Consider the following 17,100-nt stretch of genomic DNA (forward strand, 5'->3'; position numbering starts at 1 on the left):
CGAGGGGAGCCGCAAGGATGGCCGGAAACGGCAAAGCCGCTTGTGCCGTCTCCGTGGCTACGCACATCGACAGGGGCGGTCTGTCATCGGGCGGCCGCCGCCCGGAAACGCGTGACGAAATCGTCGAGCTCGGGCCGTTCCGTATCGGAAATCGCCCAATAGGAAAAGGCGCCGTCGCTCCAGTGCACCAGCGAGAAGCCACCGGCAGAAAGATCGACCGGCGCGGTTGTCGAGCCGGTTTGCTGTGGCGCGGCGATGAGCGTGATCAGGTGCTCGCGATGGCGGTAGACCAGTGCCGGCACCGGCTGGTCGGCGATCACCTCGACCCGGCCGCCGAGCAATGCGAAACCGTCATTGGCAAGGTCAGGTGCCGGCGGCGACAGACCGACCCTGCCATCGAGTCAGGGTTTGACCGTATGCCTGTCCGACGAGACGACGTCCACCGGGCTGGCGGCCAGCAGGCTGCGGCGATGGCCGCTGGCGACCGCGGCGGCAAAGCTGTCGGGCGCCCTGCTCAGCATCATCCATTGCGTCGCGCCGCTGGCCAGCACGGCGGTGACGATGATCGACGCCGCCAGCGCGCGCCAGTCGAACGCGCCAAATCGGTGCACCGCTCTGTGTGCCGGCGGCACTCGAGCGGCGGGCGCCGGCGCCGGCAGCACTTTCTCCGTACCGGCTGTCCCGATTGCAGCGATGCGAGCCTTGAAATCCTCACGGACATCGAGCCTCGGCAGCCCGCTGACGACCGTCTGCAGCGCAGCGATGCGGGCATGCTCGGCGGCGAGCGCCGGATCGGCCGCGATGCGTCGCTCGACAGCCAATGCTGCTGCTGCGTCGAGCTCGCCATCGACCAAGGCATGGATCATCAGCTCCACGCCCGCTGGGTCATCCGGCAGTCCATCGTTGTGCGCGCTCATGGCGCCCTCCCAAGTTGGGATATCAGCAGACCGCGCGCCCTCGCCAGCCGCGACATCACCGTGCCTAGCGGCACGCCAAGCAGCGTCGCGATCTCGCGATAGCTGAGGCCGTTGATGTCGCGCAGCACCACAGTCTCGCGAAATTGGTGCGGCAGCGCGGCGATCGCCGCCTCGAGTGCGGCCGTGTCGGCCTTGGCGATCAGGCTTGCCTCAGGACTATCCGTATCCGGCAGGCCGGCGCCATATGCAGCCGTCATGTCATCGAGGTCGCTCAGGTCGCCGACGGCGACGATACTGCGCGGCCGGTTGCGCGCCAGCCAGGAGTTAAGAGGCGTTGCGCACGATCGCCAGCAGCCAGGCGCGCGCATTGCCGCCGGCATAGCCGGCGATGCCCGCATGCGCCTTCAAACAGGCCTCCTGCACCACATCCTCCGCGTCGGCGGCGTTGCCGGTCAGCCAGCGGGCAAGCGCAAGCGCATCCGCGAGATTGGGCAGAACCACCTCGCGAAAGCGCTCGGTCGCGGCCTCTTGGTTCAACACCGTCGCATCGCCCGGCATCCCGGGCAGAACCTTCCGAAAATCCTCACGGAGCGACGGTGATCCTGCCCTGCATGTGCGGGTGAAGCCCGCAGAAATAGGCATAGTCGCCCACTTTGGTGAAGGTGAAGGCATATGTGTCACCGGTGTCAAGCGCCTTGGAGCGAAACGAGGCATCGTTGGCGACCACCAGATGCGGGATGTCGTCGTCATTCTCGAAGGTCACGGTAGTGCCCTGCTTTACCGTCAGCACCGCCGGTGTGAAGGCAAAGTTCTCGATCTTGACCATTGGCTGGTCTGCTGCGTTCAGTGGCATGGCAACCATTATCAGGATCGCCGCCAAACCGAACGTGACAGGGGATACGACCAAGACGCGGGATGGGAAGCGGATCATCGCATTTCCCCTCAGGCCAGCGTGCTGTCGATGATGGCGAGGTCCTGCCCGCCTTGCTTGACTGTCACGCTGCTTGTGCCGAGCAGGCTGCGCAACTGGCCGACAGGTACCGTCATCGGCCCGGGTGAGGCTGCGGTGCCCGGCGCCGGTTGCGGGAAAGCGGTCGAGCGCGCGGTATGAAAGATAACGTTGCCTTCGACTTTCTGCATGATCTGGTGGATATGGCCGTTGAGTACGGTGACAGAGCCGAAGCGCTTGAGCAGGGCCAAGGCCTGCGCCGCGTCGTCGGTGCCCCAGCCCCATTCGGGATAAACAGCCCATAGCGGGATGTGGGCAAAGACGACGATCGGCGTCGAGGCGGTGACCGCCTTCAGATCATCGGCCAACCATGCCAACTGGTCGGCGCCGAGATTGCCAAGCCCGCCGGCCTTCAGGTTGACGACGTTGACCAGCCCGATGAAATGGACGCCGTTCTGGTCGAACGAATACCAGCCAGCGCCCTTGGTGCCCTTGCCGTAGCGGTCGAGATAGGCCTGGCCATTGCCGTCATCGATCAGGTCGTGCTCACCGGGCACATAATGCACGTCGAAGCCTGCGCCGCCGATGATCTGGGCAGCGTTGTCGAACTGCGCGGCTTTCGACAAATGGGTGATGTCGCCGGTGTGGATCATGAAAGCGGGCTTTTGCGGCAACGCCTGGATCTTGCCGATCGCCTCCTTCAGCGTGTCGATGGCGTGCGGGTTGGCAGCCTTGTCGAAGCCGATGTGGCTGTCGGATATCTGGAGGAAAGTGAAGCCGGTGGCCAAGGCCTCGGCGGCTTGCGACGCACCGAGCAGGCTGAGCGAAACCGGCACGCCGGACGAAATTGTCCACAGCACTCCCGTGCCGGCCCAGATCATGCATTCCAGTGCATGACGGCGGCTGATGCCGTCAGCTTCATTGTCGTGGTGGTGGGTCATACCGGTCTCCTGCACGCCGGAAATGGCGTCTGTTTGGGAGACCAATGGGCGGGGTGGTTTATTCCGCCCGAAGACTAAAAGTTCATTCACACTGCCGTGATGGCGCACTGGCCCGATGCGAAGCCGGCGCTGGAAGGCACTGGCTCGACCACGCTCTGGCGATGTCTAGTCCGGCCAGCGCAGCGCTCCGGCGGACTGCTTGCGACCGGGTTTCATCGCATCCGCGGGCCGATCGGCAGCACTCAACGCCGCCCGCAGGCGTTCGGCAACGATCTCCGCCTCGCCGGGATGGAGATTGCACGGATCAAGGAAGAAGTGACCGCGCTCGACCTCGTGGTTGCGCACGATCACAGGCGGCGAACCCGCCGCAAGCGCCGAGGCGAGGCCGGCGGCGGTGAAGCGGCTTTCCGGCGCAACAAACACCTGCAGGCGGTCGAGAGGATTTCCGGTCGGATCTGGAATGATACGTGCCTCGATGCCAGGCAGGCCCTGCAATGCGGTTTGCCACAGATGCAGTGCGGCTTCTTCCCGCTGGCGAATGCCGGCATGGTCGCGCCGCTCCCAGGCTTCCAGGGCCGCCATAGTGCCGGCAATGCTCTCCTTGCCGACCTTCATGGCGCGCGCAACGCCCCGGTTCTGGAGATAGGCGGCCCGTACCAGATCCTTGCGGCCGGCAACGATGCCGCTTGTCGGCCCTGAGAGAAATTTGTGCCCGCTGTAGACAACAATGTCGGCGCCGCGCGCCAGAAAGCCACGCAAATCGTACTCCGAGGCGGCGTCGACGATCACCGGCACGCCCTTGGCGTGGCAAATCTCGCAGAACTCCTCAAGCGAGAGCATGCCGTATTGCACGGTGTGGTGCGCAACGACGTAGAGGGCTGCCGCCGTCCGGTCCCGGATCGCCTCGGCAACATGATAATCCTGGGTGACGCTGACCGTGCCGGCAGGCACTGCCTTGGCTCCGGCAAGCCGGATCGACTGGTCGATCGGCGCGCCGTAATTGACGATGTGACCAAGCTGAACGATGACCTCCGATTTGAGGCCCTCGGTGTCGTCCGGCAGCCGCTCGATCGCAAGAAGGCTGGTCCCGGTCATCGCGCCGGCAATTGCCATTGTTATGCCGCTGGCGCAGCATGCGGTGATGAAGCCGGCCTCGCCGCCGGTAAGGCGTGCAATCACCCTACTTGCGGCGCGCTGCAGATCGTCCATCTCGACCCATTGCGAGGCGATTTCCGACATTGCGGCAATCGCTTCTGGCACGATGATCGAAGCGCCGAGCGCCGTCATCGTACCGGAAACATTGATGATCGGGCGAAGGCCAAGCCGTTCGCGGATTGTCGTGTTGGAACGGTCAGCGGCATAGGTCGTCATCTCTGTAGATCCTGTTTAAGATTTCAGGCGGCGATCTCGACGACCGCCTCGATTTCAACTGTGATGTTGCCCGGCAGCGAGCCGACACCGATCGCGGAACGGGCATGTCCGCCAAGCGTATCAAAGACGGCCGCGAAAAGATCGGAACAGCCGTTCACCACCTTGGGGTGCTCGCTGAACGTCGGCGTCGCATTGACAAAGCCAAGCAGCTTGACGACGCGCACGATGCGGCCGAGGTCGCCGGCCGCCGCATGCATGACGGCGAGCAGGTTCAGGCCGGTCAGACGCGCATGCCCGTAGGCCTCTTCAACGCTGACATCCTCTCCGACCTTGCCGGTGCAGAGCGCGCCATCGGCGCGCAACGGCCCCTGGCCGGAGAGGAAGATCAGCCGTCCGCTCTCGGCATAGGTGACGAAGTTGGCGATGGGCTTCGGCGGCTCGGGCAGTGTCAGGCCCAATTCCGCGAGCCGGATGTAAGGCGTCATAAAAGCTCCTTGCGACAGCTTTCGCCGTCCGATGTCAAAAATGCGAGGCGCGAAACCGCGCCAGGAAACTGCGAAGGCGTTCATTGTCGAACCCCGCCGCCAGAATCTCGGCGGGTGGTCCGACGGCACTGACGCCGCCATCCGCCATGAAAACGATGCGGCTCGATGCGTCGCGCGCAAAAGCCATTTCATGCGTGACCATCAGCATCGTCATGCCGTCTTCGGCGAGGCTGCGCACGACCTCGAGCACCTCGCCAACCAGTTCGGGGTCGAGCGCCGAGGTTATCTCGTCGAGAAGCAATATCTTCGGCTCCATCGCCACGGCGCGGGCGATGCCGACGCGCTGCTGCTGGCCGCCGGAAAGCTCGGCCGGCAGACTGTCGGCTTTGTGGGCGAGGCCTACGCGGCCGAGCCAGTGCTCGGCAATGGTGCGGGCCTCGGCATTGCTCTTGCCGCGCACCTTGCGCAGGCCAAGCATGATGTTGCCGGCCGCAGTCAAGTGCGGAAACAGATTGAAGCTCTGGAACACCATTCCGGTCTCGGCTCGCATCGCCGCCAGGTCGCGCTCGCTGCGTCGCTGGCGCGTTCCCGTCTCGCGATAGCCGACTTCTTTGCCGTCGATACGGATCGAGCCGCTGTCGTAGCTCTCCAGGAAGTTGACGCAGCGCAGCAGCGTGGTCTTGCCGCTGCCGGAAGGGCCGATGACAGTCACGACCTCGCCGCGTGTCACCTTGAGACTGACGGAGCGCAGGACCTCGACGGATCCAAAGGCTTTGGAAACCTCGGTGACATCGAGAAGTGCCGGATTCTGGTGCGAGGCGTTGGACATCGTGCTATTCCCGGATGAAGGAGAAACGCTGCTCCAGGCGCCGGCTGGCCAAGGAGAGGGCGTAGTTGACGGCGAAGTAGACGAGCGCACCGAGAATGTAGAGCGGCATCGCCTCATAGGTGCGGCCGATGACCTGGTTGATTGCCTGCATGAGGTCGGTGATGCCGAGCAGCGAGACCAGCGCGCTGCCCTTCACCGCGTCGGTGACGCCATTTATCCAGGGTGGCAGGAAGCGCCTGAACGCCTGCGGAGAAATGACGTAGGCCAGCCGCTGGCGAAAGGTCAGTCCGATCGCCATCGCCGCCTCGGACTGACCCTTGGGAATCGAGCCGACGGCGCCCCTGAGATACTCGACGACTTGTGCGGTCTTGAAGAGGGTGAGGGCGAACACGGCCGCCCAAAAGGATTCCAGATGCAGCCCCACCGCGGGCAGGCCGTAATAGACGAAGAAGATCAGCACCAGGATCGGAATGCCGCGTATGGTGTCGCTGAAGATGCGCACTGCCCAGCGCAGCGGAAAAGGACCATAGACAAGGCCGACGCCCATCAGCACGCCGGCGATGAGCGATAACACCACGACCAGCAGCGACACCCACAAGGTTACGGCAAAGCCTTCGGCGAGGAACGGCAAGGCGTAGATGATCTGGCTCAGCATGTCAGCGCGCCGCCTTGAACCGGCGCTCGACGAGCCGCAGCGCGAAAAGCAGCGTGTAGCCGGTCAACAGGTACATTGCCGTCACCACCAGATAGACTTCGACAATGCGGAACGTGTTGAAGTTGATCCACTGGGCGCCATAAGTGAGTTCGGGTACCGAGATGACCGACGCCACGGACGTATCCTTGAAGAGCGATATGAATGTGTTGGAAAGCGCCGGCAGGGTTATGCGCAGCATCGTCGGCAGGCGCACATCGAGCAGCCTTTGCCATGGCGTCAGGCCGATTGCCTTGCCAGCGTCGAGCTGACCGCGCGGCACCGCCTCGAGCCCCGAGCGAAACACCTCGACCAGGTAGGCGCCGCTGTAGAGCGACAGCGTGGCAATGAATGAGGTTTGCGCGCTGTAGGCAATGTCGACCACCGTCGGCAAGCCGTAGAAGACCAGATAGACGAGCAGGATCAGCGGCACGTTGCGGATGAACTCGACATACCCCGCGATGATGGTCCGCACCGCACGCCCGGCCGACACGTACCAGACCGCCAGAACGAGCCCGATGACGATGCCGATCGCGATCGAGATGACGGCCAGTTCGAGGCTTAGCAGCAGTCCGCCCCAGAGCTTGTCGAAATGCCGCCAGATAAGGTTGAAGTTGAGAGTATAACCCATGCGTCCTCGTCATGGAGGGCTGTGATGAGAGAAGGCGGAAGGACGTTGTCCTTCCGCCTGCTTGCATCAGATGACCGGGAAACCGGGATGGCGCGCCGGCGGCTCCTGTCCGAAATAATCCTTGAACGCAGCGTCGTAGAGTGCCGTTTCATGGCCGAACATGGCGATGGTGAAGGTCTGGTTGACGAAGGTCAGCCAGTCGAGGTCGCCCTGCCGCAGCGCGGCACCATAAAGCATCGAGAACCAGCTCTTGCCGGCATCGAAGTACTTATCCGGATTGCGCGAGGCGAGCCAGCGTACCGTTGACAGATCGACCGCGGCGGCGTCGACGCGCTTCGATTCCAAGGCCTGCAGCACGTTGGCCTGCGTGTCTATCTGCATCACCTGCGACTCCGGCAGGACGATATGCACGTTAGCCTCGGCATCGACATTTTGCAGGATGGAAATCCGCGTCGCCGAACCGCCGGCAAGCAGCTTGTCGAAGGTCTTGTTTTCGGCGTTCGGAAGGGTCAGCAAGGCGATGCCTTCGACGTAGTAGGGTCGGGAGAAGTGGATCAGCTGCGAGCGCTGGGCGGTCATGGTCATGAACTGGATGGTGATGTCGACCTTGTTGGTGGTCACGTTCGGAATGCGCTGAGCCGGATCCTGCATGACGAATTCCACTTTGGTCGGATCGTCGAAAAGCCCCTTGGCGAGAATGCGACCCATGGTGATGTCCATGCCCACCAGTTCGCCGGCGTCGTTCTCGAAATGCCAGGGCGCATTGGTACTGCCGGTGCCGACGATCACCTTGCCGCGCTCGAGGACGGTGCGCAGCAGGCTGTCCGGCGCTGCCTGGGCCGCCGCTTTCTGAACGTCGACCGCGGTAGCGGCGCTCATCACTCCGGCCGTTGCAAGCCCGGCCATTCCCAGTTTCAGAAATTCACGCCTTTTGGATGTGTCGTTCACGGCGACCTCCTTTCGTGTTGAGTTCCCCTTTGGACCAGCAGTACAGGCATCGGTTGCAACTGACGTCATTGTCCCTTACAAGAGACGCCTGTACTCTGTACAAGACAGATTAACATCAGGGATCGATAATGCAAGATGGCAATGCCTTGGCCGCTCGACCGGACATCGGTCTGGACGAAGACAAGAACTCGGGCTCTCGGGAGAAGGGTCTCAACCGGGTTCTCCAGATTTTGGAGTTTCTCCACACGACCCAGCGTGCGATCGGCATCGGCGACCTTGCCAAGGGGGTAAACGCGCCGCGTTCGACGACTTATACGCTTGTGCGCTCGCTGGTCGACGCAGGCCTGCTGGAGATGGCCGGAGACGGCAATCGGGTCTATTTCGGAAAGAAGCTCTATCTCTACGGAATGGACTATGTGCGGGGCAACGACCTGCTCAGGCGAGGGCGCCAGGAAGTCGATCATCTGTCACGCGAGACCGGCGAGACCTCGGAGTTGTGCATGCTGCAAAGCGGCCGCTACACCATCGTCCATTCAAGCCCGGGAACGAGGCCATTCCGGATCAGCTCGGCGACGGGTCTGCAAATACCGCTCCCCTGGACAGCTTCCGGGCGACTGCTCCTCGCCGGCTTCGACAGGGCAGCGATCGAGGATATGGTCTCCGAGGACGATCTCGTGCTGCCGGACGGCCGCAGATTGCAGCTCGACGATTTCATAGACGACATCGCCGTCGCCAAGTCGGCCGGCTACTGCGTCACCTCCGGCCTTGTCGATGCCTACACGAAATGCCTGGCCGCGCCGGTCTTTTCAGCGCCGGGCAGGGTCGAGGCGACGATGTGCCTGGTGGTTCCCATCGATACCTCGACCGAAAAGACCGATGACCTGATTGAGCTGTTGCTCGAGCGCGCCGCGCGGCTTTCGATCGCGGCATAGGCCGCCTTTCCAGCAGGCCGGCGCCGGCGTCCGTTCAAGCGATAATGTCTGGAATGATCTTGTCTTCCAGCGCCATCAGCCTGTCCTTAAGGAAGAGCTTCTTTTTCTTCATGCGCTGGATCTGCAGCGGGTCGCAGTTCATGGCGATCATCGCATTGATGGCGGCGTCGAAATCGGCGTGTTCCTGCTTCAGCCGGGAATATTCGAGGCGGATATCTGCCTGTTCCTGATCGGACATTTTTACCGTCTGCACGTCTGCGGCGCCCAAACTATGGGCCTGATTGGGCGGGACCGGGTCTTCTTGCACCGGCGCGCAGCCCATATCACATTTCATATTGGCGTGGAATGCTACCACGCAGCATTCGACATCGGTGCGCGATGGTGGCACACTGTCATTATGCCGTCACAGAAGCGAGCCTGCGGTGGACGTGCCATGACGGCTGCAATCCGAGGAAACCATGAAAGGGAGAACCAATCATGTCTCTTGCATCCCATCTTGATGAGCTGCAGCGGAAACACGGCGACATCGAACGGGAAATCGACGATGCGATGACCCATCCGTCGGTAGACGACCTCGAAATCGTGAATCTCAAGCGGCGCAAGCTGGCGCTCAAGGACGAGATTGAAAAACTGAAGGCGAAACCGACGACCCACTGAAGCCCTTCCAGGACTAGAAGCGCCGCCCGGCGCGCGATCTTTCCGGTGGCATCGCTATGCTGCCGGAAACGCCCATGGATTTGCGGCAAGCTGCCGTCTTGTTGTTTCCGATTTGCTAGGCCTGCGCGCCAGTCGCCATTGACAAGCCATCTTTGCTCCTCCACCTCATGCCCGGACCTTCAAGATTAAAGGCAGCCGGCATGACCGGATATTTTTCCTCACCCTTCCCGCGCCGCAGGTCGGTCGGTGTCGACGTCGGCGGCGTGATGGTCGGCGGCGGCGCCCCAGTCGTCGTCCAGTCGATGACCAACACCGACACGGCCGATATCGACCAGACGGTCGCGCAAGTGGCGGCGTTGCATCGCGCCGGCTCCGAGATCGTGCGCATAACCGTCGATCGCGACGAAAGCGCTGCCGCCGTGCCGGCCATCCGCGAGCGGCTGGAACGGCTCGGCATCGACGTGCCGCTGGTCGGCGATTTCCATTATATCGGCCACAAGCTCCTGGCCGATCATCCGGCCTGCGCCGAAGCACTGGCCAAATACCGTATCAATCCCGGCAATGTCGGATTCAAGGACAAGAAAGACCGGCAGTTCGCGGCGATCGTCGAGATGGCGATCCGATACGACAAACCGGTGCGCATCGGCGTCAACTGGGGTTCGCTCGACCAGGAGCTGCTGACCCGGCTGATGGATGACAACAAGGCCCAAGGCTTTCCGCTGGCCGCGCAGGAAGTGACGCGCGAGGCAATCGTGCAATCGGCGATCCTGTCGGCCGAAATGGCCGAAGAGATCGGCCTTGCGCGCGAGAAAATCATCCTGTCGGCCAAGGTCAGCGGCGTGCAGGATCTGATCGCCGTCTACACCGAGCTTGCCACCCGATCCGACCATGCGCTGCACCTCGGCCTGACAGAGGCCGGCATGGGCTCGAAAGGCATCGTCGCCTCGTCCGCGGCCATGGGCATCCTGCTCCAGCAAGGCATCGGCGACACCATCCGCATCTCGCTGACGCCGGAGCCGAACGGCGACCGCACACGCGAAGTGCAGGTGTCGCAGGAGCTGTTGCAGACCATGGGCTTCCGGCAGTTCGTGCCGATCGTCGCCGCCTGCCCTGGTTGCGGCCGCACGACCTCGACCGTGTTCCAGGAGCTTGCCCAGAACATCCAGGCCGACCTGCGCAAGAACATGCCGGTGTGGCGTGAACAATATCCCGGCGTCGAGAACCTCAAGGTCGCGGTGATGGGTTGCATCGTCAACGGTCCGGGCGAATCCAAACATGCCGATATCGGCATTTCGCTGCCCGGCACCGGCGAGATGCCGACCGCTCCGGTATTCGTCGACGGCAAGAAGGCGGCGACGCTGCGCGGCCCATCGATTGCCGCGGATTTCGAGAAGATGGTCGCCGACTATATCGAACGGCGGTTCGGGCAGCACGACAAAGCCGCGGCGGAGTAGTTGAATGCGGCGTTTGCTCGGCGCGGCGCTGGTTCTCATTTGCGGGCTGATCTGGGCGACAGCCGTTCAGGCCGATCCACCACGGCCCGCCAAAAAGAAGCTGATCGACCAGGTTTGCAACCTGATCGAGGCCCATGCCGACCGGAACGGGCTGCCCAGGGATTTCTTTGCCCGGCTGATCTGGAAGGAAAGCCGTTTCGATCCCAATGCGGTCAGCCCGGTCGGCGCCGAAGGCATTGCCCAGTTCATGCCGGGCACCGCCAGGATGCGCGGGCTCGCCAATTCCTTCGACATCGAACAGGCGATCCCGGCCTCGGCAAAATACCTCGCCGAAATGAAATCCGGTTTCGGCAATCTCGGCCTCGCCGCCGCAGCCTACAATGCCGGCGAGAGCCGGGTGACGCGCTGGCTGCATTCCGGCGGCTTCCTGCCGATGGAGACCGAAAGCTACGTGTTGGACGTCATGGGCGAGCCGGCCGACAACTTCACCAATACCGCCTACGCCGGCGTCATCCGGCCGCTCGACAAGAAGGCGAGTTTCGCTGCTGCTTGCCGCGAGCTGCCGGTGATCATGTCCAGAACCGTGCCGATGTCGTCGATCAACATCAAGCCGTGGGGCGTGCAGGTGGCCGGCAATTTTCGCCGCGCCGCAGCGCTCAACCAGTGGCTGAGAGTGAAAAGCCGGTTCCCGGCAATGCTTGCCGGCCACGATCCGGTGGTCAGCCGGGTACGTACCCCGATCGGTAGGCGCGGCATCTATGCCGTGCGGATCGGCGCCGATAGCAGAGCCAAGGCCGACACGATCTGCGACAAGCTGCAAAGCGTCGGCGGCGCCTGCATCGTGGTACGCAACCGGTAAAGCCATATGTCGGAGCGTTTTGCGCCATTGCTGCCCATCTCGCTCCCCGTGGGCACTTCGTCCTCGATACGTGAATCATATTTTCGGTGAACCGTTAGGCAGGTCTTGCATCGTCGTCGATGCGGGGTAAGGTCCCCGCGATTTTTCGTGAAAGGGATCAGCATGGCCGGCTTCAAGACACTGGACGACATCGGCAATATCAGCGGCAAGCGTGTGCTGGTGCGTGTCGACCTCAACGTTCCCGCCACCGAGGGCAAGGTCACCGACGCCACCCGCATCGAGCGCATTGCGCCGACCATCGCCGAGCTCTCCGGCAAGGGAGCCAAGGTCATCCTGCTTGCCCATTTCGGCCGGCCCAAGGATGGACCTGCGCCGGAATTCTCGCTCGAGCCGATCGCCAAGGCGACGGCGGACGTGCTCGGCCGTCCGGTTGGCTTTGCCTCCGACTGCATCGGTGACAAGGCGGCAAATGCCGTTGCTGCCATGAATAACGGCGACGTATTGCTGCTCGAGAACACCCGCTTCCATAAGGGCGAGGAGCAGAACGATCCGGCCTTCACCGAAAAGCTCGCCGCCAACGGCGACATTTTCGTCAACGACGCCTTCTCCGCTGCGCACCGCGCCCACTCGTCGACGGAAGGGTTGGCGCATGTGCTGCCTTCCTTCGCCGGCCGCACCATGCAGGCCGAGCTCGACGCGTTGGAAAAGGGTCTTGGCAATCCCGTCCGTCCGGTTGTGGCCATCGTCGGCGGGGCCAAGGTCTCGACCAAGATCGACCTGTTGATGAACCTGGTGAAGAAGGTCGACGCGCTGGTCATCGGCGGCGGCATGGCCAACACGTTTCTCGCGGCACGCGGCACCGACGTCGGGAAATCCTTGTGCGAGCGTGATCTCGCGACCACCGCCAAGCAGATCATGATCGAGGCGGCCGAGGCCGGCTGCGCCATCATCCTGCCCGCCGACGGCGTTGTCGCCAGGGAGTTCAAGGCCGGCGCCGCCAGCGAGACCGTCGCCGTAGCAGACGTGCCGGCCGACGGCATGATCCTCGACGTCGGCGCAAAGACCGTGAAAACCATTGCCGAATGGATCGACCGCGCCGCGACGCTGGTCTGGAACGGACCGCTCGGCGCCTTCGAGATCGAGCCGTTCGACCATGCGACGGTGGCGACGGCCCGGCACGCTGGGGCGCGCACCAAGGCCGGCAAACTGGTTTCCGTCGCCGGCGGCGGCGACACGGTAGCGGCACTCAACCATGCCGGCGTCGCCGACGATTTCACCTATGTCTCGACGGCCGGTGGCGCTTTCCTGGAATGGATGGAAGGCAAACCCTTGCCTGGCGTCGACGTGCTGAAGCGCTGAGATCGGCCGCAATAACAGCGCGAAAGAGGGCGCCCGCGACTTTCAATCGATTCGCGCTTACCCGGCGAAATTGTTCGACTTGAACCTGCGCTGCTCTGGTGGTCTGCTGGGCACGGATCAATTCTTTCAGGAGAAGCACGATGAGCGAACGTCTCGAGGACATTGCCGCCGCGATTGTGGCCAATGGCAAGGGCCTGCTGGCTGCCGACGAGAGCTCCGGCACCATCAAGAAGCGCTTCGACGTCATCGGCGTCGAGTCGACCGCCGACAGCCGCCGCGACTATCGCGAGATGATGTTCCGCGCCAGCGATGCAATGACCAAGTACATTTCCGGCGTCATCCTCTACGACGAGACCATTCACCAGAAGGCCGCCGACGGCACACCGCTGGTCGACATCATCAAGGCATCAGGCGCTATCCCTGGCATCAAGGTCGACGCCGGCGCCAAGCCGCTGGCCGGCTTTCCCGGCGACACCATCACCGAGGGCCTCGACGGCCTGCGCGAACGCCTTGCCGACTATTACAAGCTCGGCGCCCGCTTTGCCAAATGGCGCGCGGTGATCGACATCGATGTTGCCAAGGGCGTGCCTTCCGCCGCCTCGATCGGCTCGAACGCCCATGCGCTCGCCCGTTACGCCGCGCTTTGCCAGGAGGCCGGCATCGTGCCGATCGTCGAGCCGGAGGTGCTGATGGACGGCGCCCACGACATCGACACCTGCTACGAGATCAGCAAGGCGACACTGACAAAGTTGTACACCGAGCTCTATGCGGCCCGCGTCGTGCTCGAAGGCACCATCCTGAAACCGAACATGGTCCTCGCCGGCAAGAAATCGGGCAAGGTCAGCAGCCCCGAGGAAGTCGCCGAAAAGACCATAAAACTGTTCCGCGAGACGGTGCCGGCGGCGATTGGAGGCATCGCCTTCCTTTCGGGCGGACAATCGGACGAGGAGGCGACCGCCAACCTCAATGCCATCAACGCCATCGGCCCGCATCCGTGGAAGCTGACCTTCTCCTACGGCCGCGCCTTGCAGGCCGCTCCGCAGAAGGCCTGGGGCGGCAAGGCAGCGAACGTCGCCGCCGCACAGGCTGCCTTCGCCCATCGCGCCCATATGAACCATCTGGCAGCGCTTGGACAATGGCAGCCGACGCTTGAGCAAGCCGCCTGACGGAATTCAGGTTGCGTTCCCTCCGACCCGGGCCATGTGCCCGGGTTTGTTTGAAAGCAGCAAGGTCTGCAATTTCCTGCAACTAAAAATGCAGCTCTGTGTCGGCATTCCTCGCTGCCGATCGTCCTCCGTGAAAAGAGGAGCAGACCTATGCCAAACAACAAGACCGTGTCGCAGGAAGACTGGTTTCAGGCGCACAAGGCGCATCTGGCGCGCGAAAAGGAATTGACGCGCTTTCGCGATCGTGTCGCCGCCGAACGCCGCGAATTGCCGTGGCTGAAGATCCGCAAGGACTACGTCTTCGAGACCGAGCAAGGGCCGAAGAAACTGCCTGACCTGTTCGGCGGCAACAGCCAGCTGATCGTCTACCATTTCATGTTCGGGCCGGGCGCCGACTATCGTTGCGAGGGCTGCTCGTTCCTTGCCGATCACATCGACGGCGCCAACCAGCATCTCAGGCATCACGATGTCTCGCTCGTGGTGGTGGCGCGGGCGCCGCTGGCCGAGCTTCTGCCCTACAAGCAGCGCATGGGCTGGAAATTCGACTGGGTGTCGTCGTACGCTTCGGACTTCAACTTCGACATGCAGGTGTCATTCACCGACAAGCAGATCGCGGCCGGCGACACGACCTACAATTTCGAGCGGCGCGCGCGGCAATCGAAGGATCTTCCCGGCACCAGCGTGTTCTATCGCGACGAGAAAGGCGACATCTTCCTGACTTTTATCTCGCGCTCCAGAGGCGGCGATCCGCTGATCGGCGCCTATCACTATCTCGACCTGACGCCGAAGGGTCGCAACGAAACCGGTCCCCACCATAGCCTGGTGGACTGGGTGCGGCTGCACGACGAATATGCGGATACGCCCGAGATGCAGGACAGCTGCTGCCATTGACGACGGAGCGGTCACCCAAGGTCTTTCGCCTTCGGCCCGACATGCGCTAAGTGCTGTTCGCTATGCCCTAAAAGGGACTTGCCATGCGGCGCTTTCCGACCCTTCTCACCTGGCTCGCCTTTCCGGTCTATGTCTGGCAAGGACTTGGCGTGCGTCGCCGCACCACCCGCATGCTGCCGGCACAAGGTCCGGTCATGCACGAGATATCTGGCCTGGCGCCAGCAATCTCGGTTCTGGTGCTTGGCGATTCCTCCGCCGCCTCGGTAGGCATCGGCAATTCCGAAAACGGATTGGCCGCGCAACTGGCAGTTCTGATTGCGCAACGCACCGGCCGCACCGTGCGCTGGCGGGCGGCCGGCTTCAACTCGGCAACCTCTGGCCAGATCCGCGATCATGTGCTGCCCAATCTATCGGCCGATCCGTGGACGCATATCGTGCTGGCCATCGGTACCAACGACACCAAGAATTTTCATTCGGTACCGCGCTTCAAGCGCGAGTTTGGCGGCCTGCTCTACGCGCTGCGCGCCAAATGGCCGGAAGCGCGCGTCGTGTGGTCGCCGGTGCTGGAGTTCACCCGGGCTCCGGCAATGCCGCCGCTGCTCGGCAAGATCCTCGAAATCCGCGCCGTCGAAATGAACCGGATGGGCGAGCGCCTTTGCCTCGAACGCGGCACCATACCGGCGCCCCGGCTGCCGATCACGGATGCCGATGCCGGCTTCGCATCGGATGGATTTCACGCTTCGGAAGCCGGCTACCGAGCCTGGGCGGAACATCTGGTCAGCCTGGCGCTCGCCAACGAACCGGGCGTCGCGTAGCGGGCCGCCCGCACTAAAGCGCGTCGCGTTCGATTGGCCTCATCCGACGCGCTTCAGGTTCTTGTTTTTATGCATGTCGTTGTCGCAAAACCGCTGCACACTTTTGCGCGACATGCATTACGTCCAGTGCCCGAGCACCGCTGTAATCGAAATCGCCGCCATCGCCAGCAGCGCCAGCTTCCAGAAATCGCTGCGCCGCTTCAGCCCGGGCCAGCCGAGCGGCTTGATGAGCTGGATGACCATCATGAAGATGATGACGAGCGCGAGAAGTTTCGACATGCAGCCTTTGATCAGCATCGCGGCTGGCTGTCAAAGCGGCTCCGCGATCGCCGTCTTTCCAGTGCAGCAGGCCTCTTTTCAGCACTGCCTTGTCACTTCGATGGATAAATCGGAACGCCGGTCATGAGAGCCGCACCCTCCTGACAGACTGCTGTCAGCAGGGGTGTGCGATAGTGCCTGCATCGAAAGAGAGGAGACCAGCCATGAACGGTATTACCATTCTGCGTAGCGTGCAGCACTATGTCGGCAAGATCCGGACGATGCGCAATGAGATCCGCACCCAGCGGTTCATGAACACCCTGCCCGCGGACATCCGCAAGGATATTGGTTGGCCGGACATGTATGGCGACCGCCGCAATGGCGGCAATTGAGGCAAGCTTTCTGCGTGGCGTTTGGATGCGACCTGGCGACGAGCTGAAATGGGCATGCTGAAGCCTCCTGACAGTATGGTGTCAGGAGGCTCGTGCCATAGTGCGATGGCCGCCGGAGCCAGATGGCCGAGAGGACGATCGATGAAAAGCTGGAACGACAGGCTGAACACGCCTGGCATCAACGGCATAAGACCGTCGCCACGCACCATCGGCGACGTCGTCGAAGGCCAGCCGATGCTGGTTCCTACAGCTCGCCAGGTCAATGCATTCATCCGCTCCATCCCCGAAGGCATGGACATGAATATCCGCGCTTTGCGCACCGCTCTCGCCATCGAGCACGGTGCCGGGATGACATGTCCGGTCACCATCGGCTATCATCTGCGCACCGTCGCCGAGGCCGCCAACGAGGATCTTGAGCGTGGTATGGCGCTGGGCGACGTTGCGCCGTTCTGGCGGGTGGTCGACGCAAGCACGCCGACAACGAGGAAACTGTCCTTCGGCGCGGCCTTCGTCGCCGCGCAGCGCAAGCGCGAAGGGCTGGAACGATAGACGCCG

At 62.8% G+C, this 17,100-nt stretch carries 22 protein-coding genes and 1 pseudogene; 10 read left to right on the forward strand and 13 right to left on the reverse strand.

Annotated features, from left to right (window positions below; all coding sequences use genetic code 11):
* Positions 1-83 precede the first annotated feature (83 nt).
* The 11 genes and pseudogenes from NKI18_RS24235 to NKI18_RS24285 all read right to left on the reverse strand — a co-directional run bounded on the left by NKI18_RS24235 (position 84) and on the right by NKI18_RS24285 (position 7,762).
* Complete coding sequence (locus NKI18_RS24235) at positions 84-341, reverse strand: anti-sigma factor (RefSeq protein WP_352619725.1); 258 nt, start codon at positions 339-341, stop codon at positions 84-86.
* Between the two features lie 60 nt (positions 342-401).
* Positions 402-917, reverse strand: coding sequence for an anti-sigma factor family protein (locus tag NKI18_RS24240; protein WP_352619724.1), 516 nt, complete (start codon positions 915-917; stop codon positions 402-404).
* Positions 914-1,475: pseudogene (locus tag NKI18_RS24245) on the reverse strand (sigma-70 family RNA polymerase sigma factor). The gene NKI18_RS24240 and the pseudogene NKI18_RS24245 overlap by 4 nt, the downstream one beginning before the upstream one ends.
* 25 nt (positions 1,476-1,500) lie before the next feature.
* The gene (locus NKI18_RS24250; RefSeq protein WP_023678471.1) at positions 1,501-1,848 is read right to left on the reverse strand and encodes a cupredoxin domain-containing protein; all 348 of its coding nucleotides are present in this window, start codon (positions 1,846-1,848) and stop codon (positions 1,501-1,503) included.
* Positions 1,849-1,859: 11 nt separating this feature from the next.
* Positions 1,860-2,807 (reverse strand): metallophosphoesterase family protein, encoded by a 948-nt coding sequence (locus NKI18_RS24255; RefSeq protein WP_352619723.1) that lies wholly within the window; start codon positions 2,805-2,807, stop codon positions 1,860-1,862.
* Positions 2,808-2,972: 165 nt separating this feature from the next.
* Positions 2,973-4,178 (reverse strand): aminotransferase class V-fold PLP-dependent enzyme, encoded by a 1,206-nt coding sequence (locus NKI18_RS24260; RefSeq protein ID WP_352619722.1) that lies wholly within the window; start codon positions 4,176-4,178, stop codon positions 2,973-2,975.
* Positions 4,179-4,201: 23 nt separating this feature from the next.
* Complete coding sequence (locus tag NKI18_RS24265) at positions 4,202-4,663, reverse strand: RidA family protein (RefSeq protein WP_023678474.1); 462 nt, start codon at positions 4,661-4,663, stop codon at positions 4,202-4,204.
* A gap of 34 nt (positions 4,664-4,697) precedes the next feature.
* Complete coding sequence (locus NKI18_RS24270; RefSeq protein ID WP_352613466.1) at positions 4,698-5,492, reverse strand: amino acid ABC transporter ATP-binding protein; 795 nt, start codon at positions 5,490-5,492, stop codon at positions 4,698-4,700.
* Between the two features lie 4 nt (positions 5,493-5,496).
* A complete protein-coding gene (locus NKI18_RS24275; RefSeq protein WP_352619721.1) occupies positions 5,497-6,147 on the reverse strand; it encodes an amino acid ABC transporter permease in 651 nt (216 codons plus the stop codon).
* 1 nt (position 6,148) lies between these two features.
* Positions 6,149-6,814 (reverse strand): amino acid ABC transporter permease, encoded by a 666-nt coding sequence (locus NKI18_RS24280; RefSeq protein WP_023678477.1) that lies wholly within the window; start codon positions 6,812-6,814, stop codon positions 6,149-6,151.
* 66 nt (positions 6,815-6,880) lie between these two features.
* Positions 6,881-7,762 (reverse strand): transporter substrate-binding protein, encoded by an 882-nt coding sequence (locus NKI18_RS24285; RefSeq protein WP_031212143.1) that lies wholly within the window; start codon positions 7,760-7,762, stop codon positions 6,881-6,883.
* Between the two features lie 128 nt (positions 7,763-7,890).
* Between NKI18_RS24285 and NKI18_RS24290 the strand changes: the two genes are divergently transcribed.
* Positions 7,891-8,694: an IclR family transcriptional regulator gene (locus tag NKI18_RS24290; RefSeq protein ID WP_352619720.1), complete on the forward strand. Its 804-nt coding sequence runs from the start codon at positions 7,891-7,893 to the stop codon at positions 8,692-8,694.
* A 34-nt stretch (positions 8,695-8,728) separates the two neighbouring features.
* Here the strand turns inward: NKI18_RS24290 and NKI18_RS24295 are convergent, their stop codons facing one another.
* The gene (locus NKI18_RS24295) at positions 8,729-8,932 is read right to left on the reverse strand and encodes a YdcH family protein (protein ID WP_023678480.1); all 204 of its coding nucleotides are present in this window, start codon (positions 8,930-8,932) and stop codon (positions 8,729-8,731) included.
* A gap of 239 nt (positions 8,933-9,171) precedes the next feature.
* Between NKI18_RS24295 and NKI18_RS24300 the strand changes: the two genes are divergently transcribed.
* The 7 genes from NKI18_RS24300 to NKI18_RS24330 all read left to right on the forward strand — a co-directional run bounded on the left by NKI18_RS24300 (position 9,172) and on the right by NKI18_RS24330 (position 15,895).
* Entirely contained in the window at positions 9,172-9,351 is a 180-nt protein-coding gene (locus NKI18_RS24300) for a YdcH family protein (protein WP_023678481.1), read from the forward strand.
* Between the two features lie 200 nt (positions 9,352-9,551).
* Positions 9,552-10,805, forward strand: a complete 1,254-nt coding sequence (ispG, locus tag NKI18_RS24305; RefSeq protein WP_352619719.1) for a flavodoxin-dependent (E)-4-hydroxy-3-methylbut-2-enyl-diphosphate synthase — start codon at positions 9,552-9,554, stop codon at positions 10,803-10,805.
* Positions 10,806-10,809: 4 nt separating this feature from the next.
* Positions 10,810-11,664 carry a transglycosylase SLT domain-containing protein gene (locus NKI18_RS24310; RefSeq protein ID WP_352619718.1) on the forward strand — a complete coding sequence of 285 codons (855 nt, stop codon included), beginning with the start codon at positions 10,810-10,812 and terminating at the stop codon, positions 11,662-11,664.
* A 162-nt stretch (positions 11,665-11,826) separates the two neighbouring features.
* Complete coding sequence (locus tag NKI18_RS24315; RefSeq protein ID WP_353020775.1) at positions 11,827-13,023, forward strand: phosphoglycerate kinase; 1,197 nt, start codon at positions 11,827-11,829, stop codon at positions 13,021-13,023.
* 140 nt (positions 13,024-13,163) lie between these two features.
* A complete protein-coding gene (locus tag NKI18_RS24320; RefSeq protein WP_352619716.1) occupies positions 13,164-14,189 on the forward strand; it encodes a class I fructose-bisphosphate aldolase in 1,026 nt (341 codons plus the stop codon).
* Positions 14,190-14,339: 150 nt separating this feature from the next.
* Entirely contained in the window at positions 14,340-15,080 is a 741-nt protein-coding gene (locus NKI18_RS24325; protein WP_352574799.1) for a DUF899 domain-containing protein, read from the forward strand.
* 83 nt (positions 15,081-15,163) lie between these two features.
* On the forward strand, positions 15,164-15,895 hold the full coding sequence (locus tag NKI18_RS24330; RefSeq protein WP_352619715.1) for an SGNH/GDSL hydrolase family protein: 732 nt from the start codon (positions 15,164-15,166) through the stop codon (positions 15,893-15,895).
* A 117-nt stretch (positions 15,896-16,012) separates the two neighbouring features.
* Here the strand turns inward: NKI18_RS24330 and NKI18_RS24335 are convergent, their stop codons facing one another.
* Positions 16,013-16,174, reverse strand: a complete 162-nt coding sequence (locus NKI18_RS24335; protein ID WP_352540257.1) for a hypothetical protein — start codon at positions 16,172-16,174, stop codon at positions 16,013-16,015.
* 203 nt (positions 16,175-16,377) lie between these two features.
* On the opposite strand from NKI18_RS24335, the gene NKI18_RS24340 reads away from it, so the two are divergent.
* Both NKI18_RS24340 and NKI18_RS24345 read left to right on the forward strand, forming a co-directional pair.
* Complete coding sequence (locus NKI18_RS24340) at positions 16,378-16,545, forward strand: hypothetical protein (RefSeq protein ID WP_352489312.1); 168 nt, start codon at positions 16,378-16,380, stop codon at positions 16,543-16,545.
* Positions 16,546-16,686: 141 nt separating this feature from the next.
* Complete coding sequence (locus tag NKI18_RS24345; RefSeq protein ID WP_352619714.1) at positions 16,687-17,094, forward strand: hypothetical protein; 408 nt, start codon at positions 16,687-16,689, stop codon at positions 17,092-17,094.
* The last annotated feature ends 6 nt before the right edge of the window (positions 17,095-17,100 follow it).

Source organism: Mesorhizobium sp. M0800, assembly GCF_040320095.1.
Classification (GTDB): domain Bacteria; phylum Pseudomonadota; class Alphaproteobacteria; order Rhizobiales; family Rhizobiaceae; genus Mesorhizobium.

Excerpts from the sequence above, each read along its gene's own strand:
- NKI18_RS24340 (WP_352489312.1), top strand. The coding sequence starts at position 16,378 with ATGAACGGTATTACCATTCTGCGTAGCGTGCAGCACTATGTCGGCAAG.
- NKI18_RS24265 (WP_023678474.1), bottom strand. The coding sequence starts at position 4,663 with ATGACGCCTTACATCCGGCTCGCGGAATTGGGCCTGACACTGCCCGAG.
- NKI18_RS24280 (WP_023678477.1), bottom strand. The coding sequence starts at position 6,814 with ATGGGTTATACTCTCAACTTCAACCTTATCTGGCGGCATTTCGACAAG.
- NKI18_RS24335 (WP_352540257.1), bottom strand. The coding sequence starts at position 16,174 with ATGTCGAAACTTCTCGCGCTCGTCATCATCTTCATGATGGTCATCCAG.
- NKI18_RS24295 (WP_023678480.1), bottom strand. The coding sequence starts at position 8,932 with ATGTCCGATCAGGAACAGGCAGATATCCGCCTCGAATATTCCCGGCTG.
- NKI18_RS24320 (WP_352619716.1), top strand. The coding sequence starts at position 13,164 with ATGAGCGAACGTCTCGAGGACATTGCCGCCGCGATTGTGGCCAATGGC.
- ispG (WP_352619719.1), top strand. The coding sequence starts at position 9,552 with ATGACCGGATATTTTTCCTCACCCTTCCCGCGCCGCAGGTCGGTCGGT.
- NKI18_RS24240 (WP_352619724.1), bottom strand. The coding sequence starts at position 917 with ATGAGCGCGCACAACGATGGACTGCCGGATGACCCAGCGGGCGTGGAG.
- NKI18_RS24325 (WP_352574799.1), top strand. The coding sequence starts at position 14,340 with ATGCCAAACAACAAGACCGTGTCGCAGGAAGACTGGTTTCAGGCGCAC.
- NKI18_RS24345 (WP_352619714.1), top strand. The coding sequence starts at position 16,687 with ATGAAAAGCTGGAACGACAGGCTGAACACGCCTGGCATCAACGGCATA.
- NKI18_RS24300 (WP_023678481.1), top strand. The coding sequence starts at position 9,172 with ATGTCTCTTGCATCCCATCTTGATGAGCTGCAGCGGAAACACGGCGAC.
- NKI18_RS24270 (WP_352613466.1), bottom strand. The coding sequence starts at position 5,492 with ATGTCCAACGCCTCGCACCAGAATCCGGCACTTCTCGATGTCACCGAG.
- NKI18_RS24255 (WP_352619723.1), bottom strand. The coding sequence starts at position 2,807 with ATGACCCACCACCACGACAATGAAGCTGACGGCATCAGCCGCCGTCAT.
- NKI18_RS24310 (WP_352619718.1), top strand. The coding sequence starts at position 10,810 with ATGCGGCGTTTGCTCGGCGCGGCGCTGGTTCTCATTTGCGGGCTGATC.
- NKI18_RS24330 (WP_352619715.1), top strand. The coding sequence starts at position 15,164 with ATGCGGCGCTTTCCGACCCTTCTCACCTGGCTCGCCTTTCCGGTCTAT.
- NKI18_RS24260 (WP_352619722.1), bottom strand. The coding sequence starts at position 4,178 with ATGACGACCTATGCCGCTGACCGTTCCAACACGACAATCCGCGAACGG.
- NKI18_RS24250 (WP_023678471.1), bottom strand. The coding sequence starts at position 1,848 with ATGATCCGCTTCCCATCCCGCGTCTTGGTCGTATCCCCTGTCACGTTC.
- NKI18_RS24315 (WP_353020775.1), top strand. The coding sequence starts at position 11,827 with ATGGCCGGCTTCAAGACACTGGACGACATCGGCAATATCAGCGGCAAG.
- NKI18_RS24290 (WP_352619720.1), top strand. The coding sequence starts at position 7,891 with ATGCAAGATGGCAATGCCTTGGCCGCTCGACCGGACATCGGTCTGGAC.
- NKI18_RS24275 (WP_352619721.1), bottom strand. The coding sequence starts at position 6,147 with ATGCTGAGCCAGATCATCTACGCCTTGCCGTTCCTCGCCGAAGGCTTT.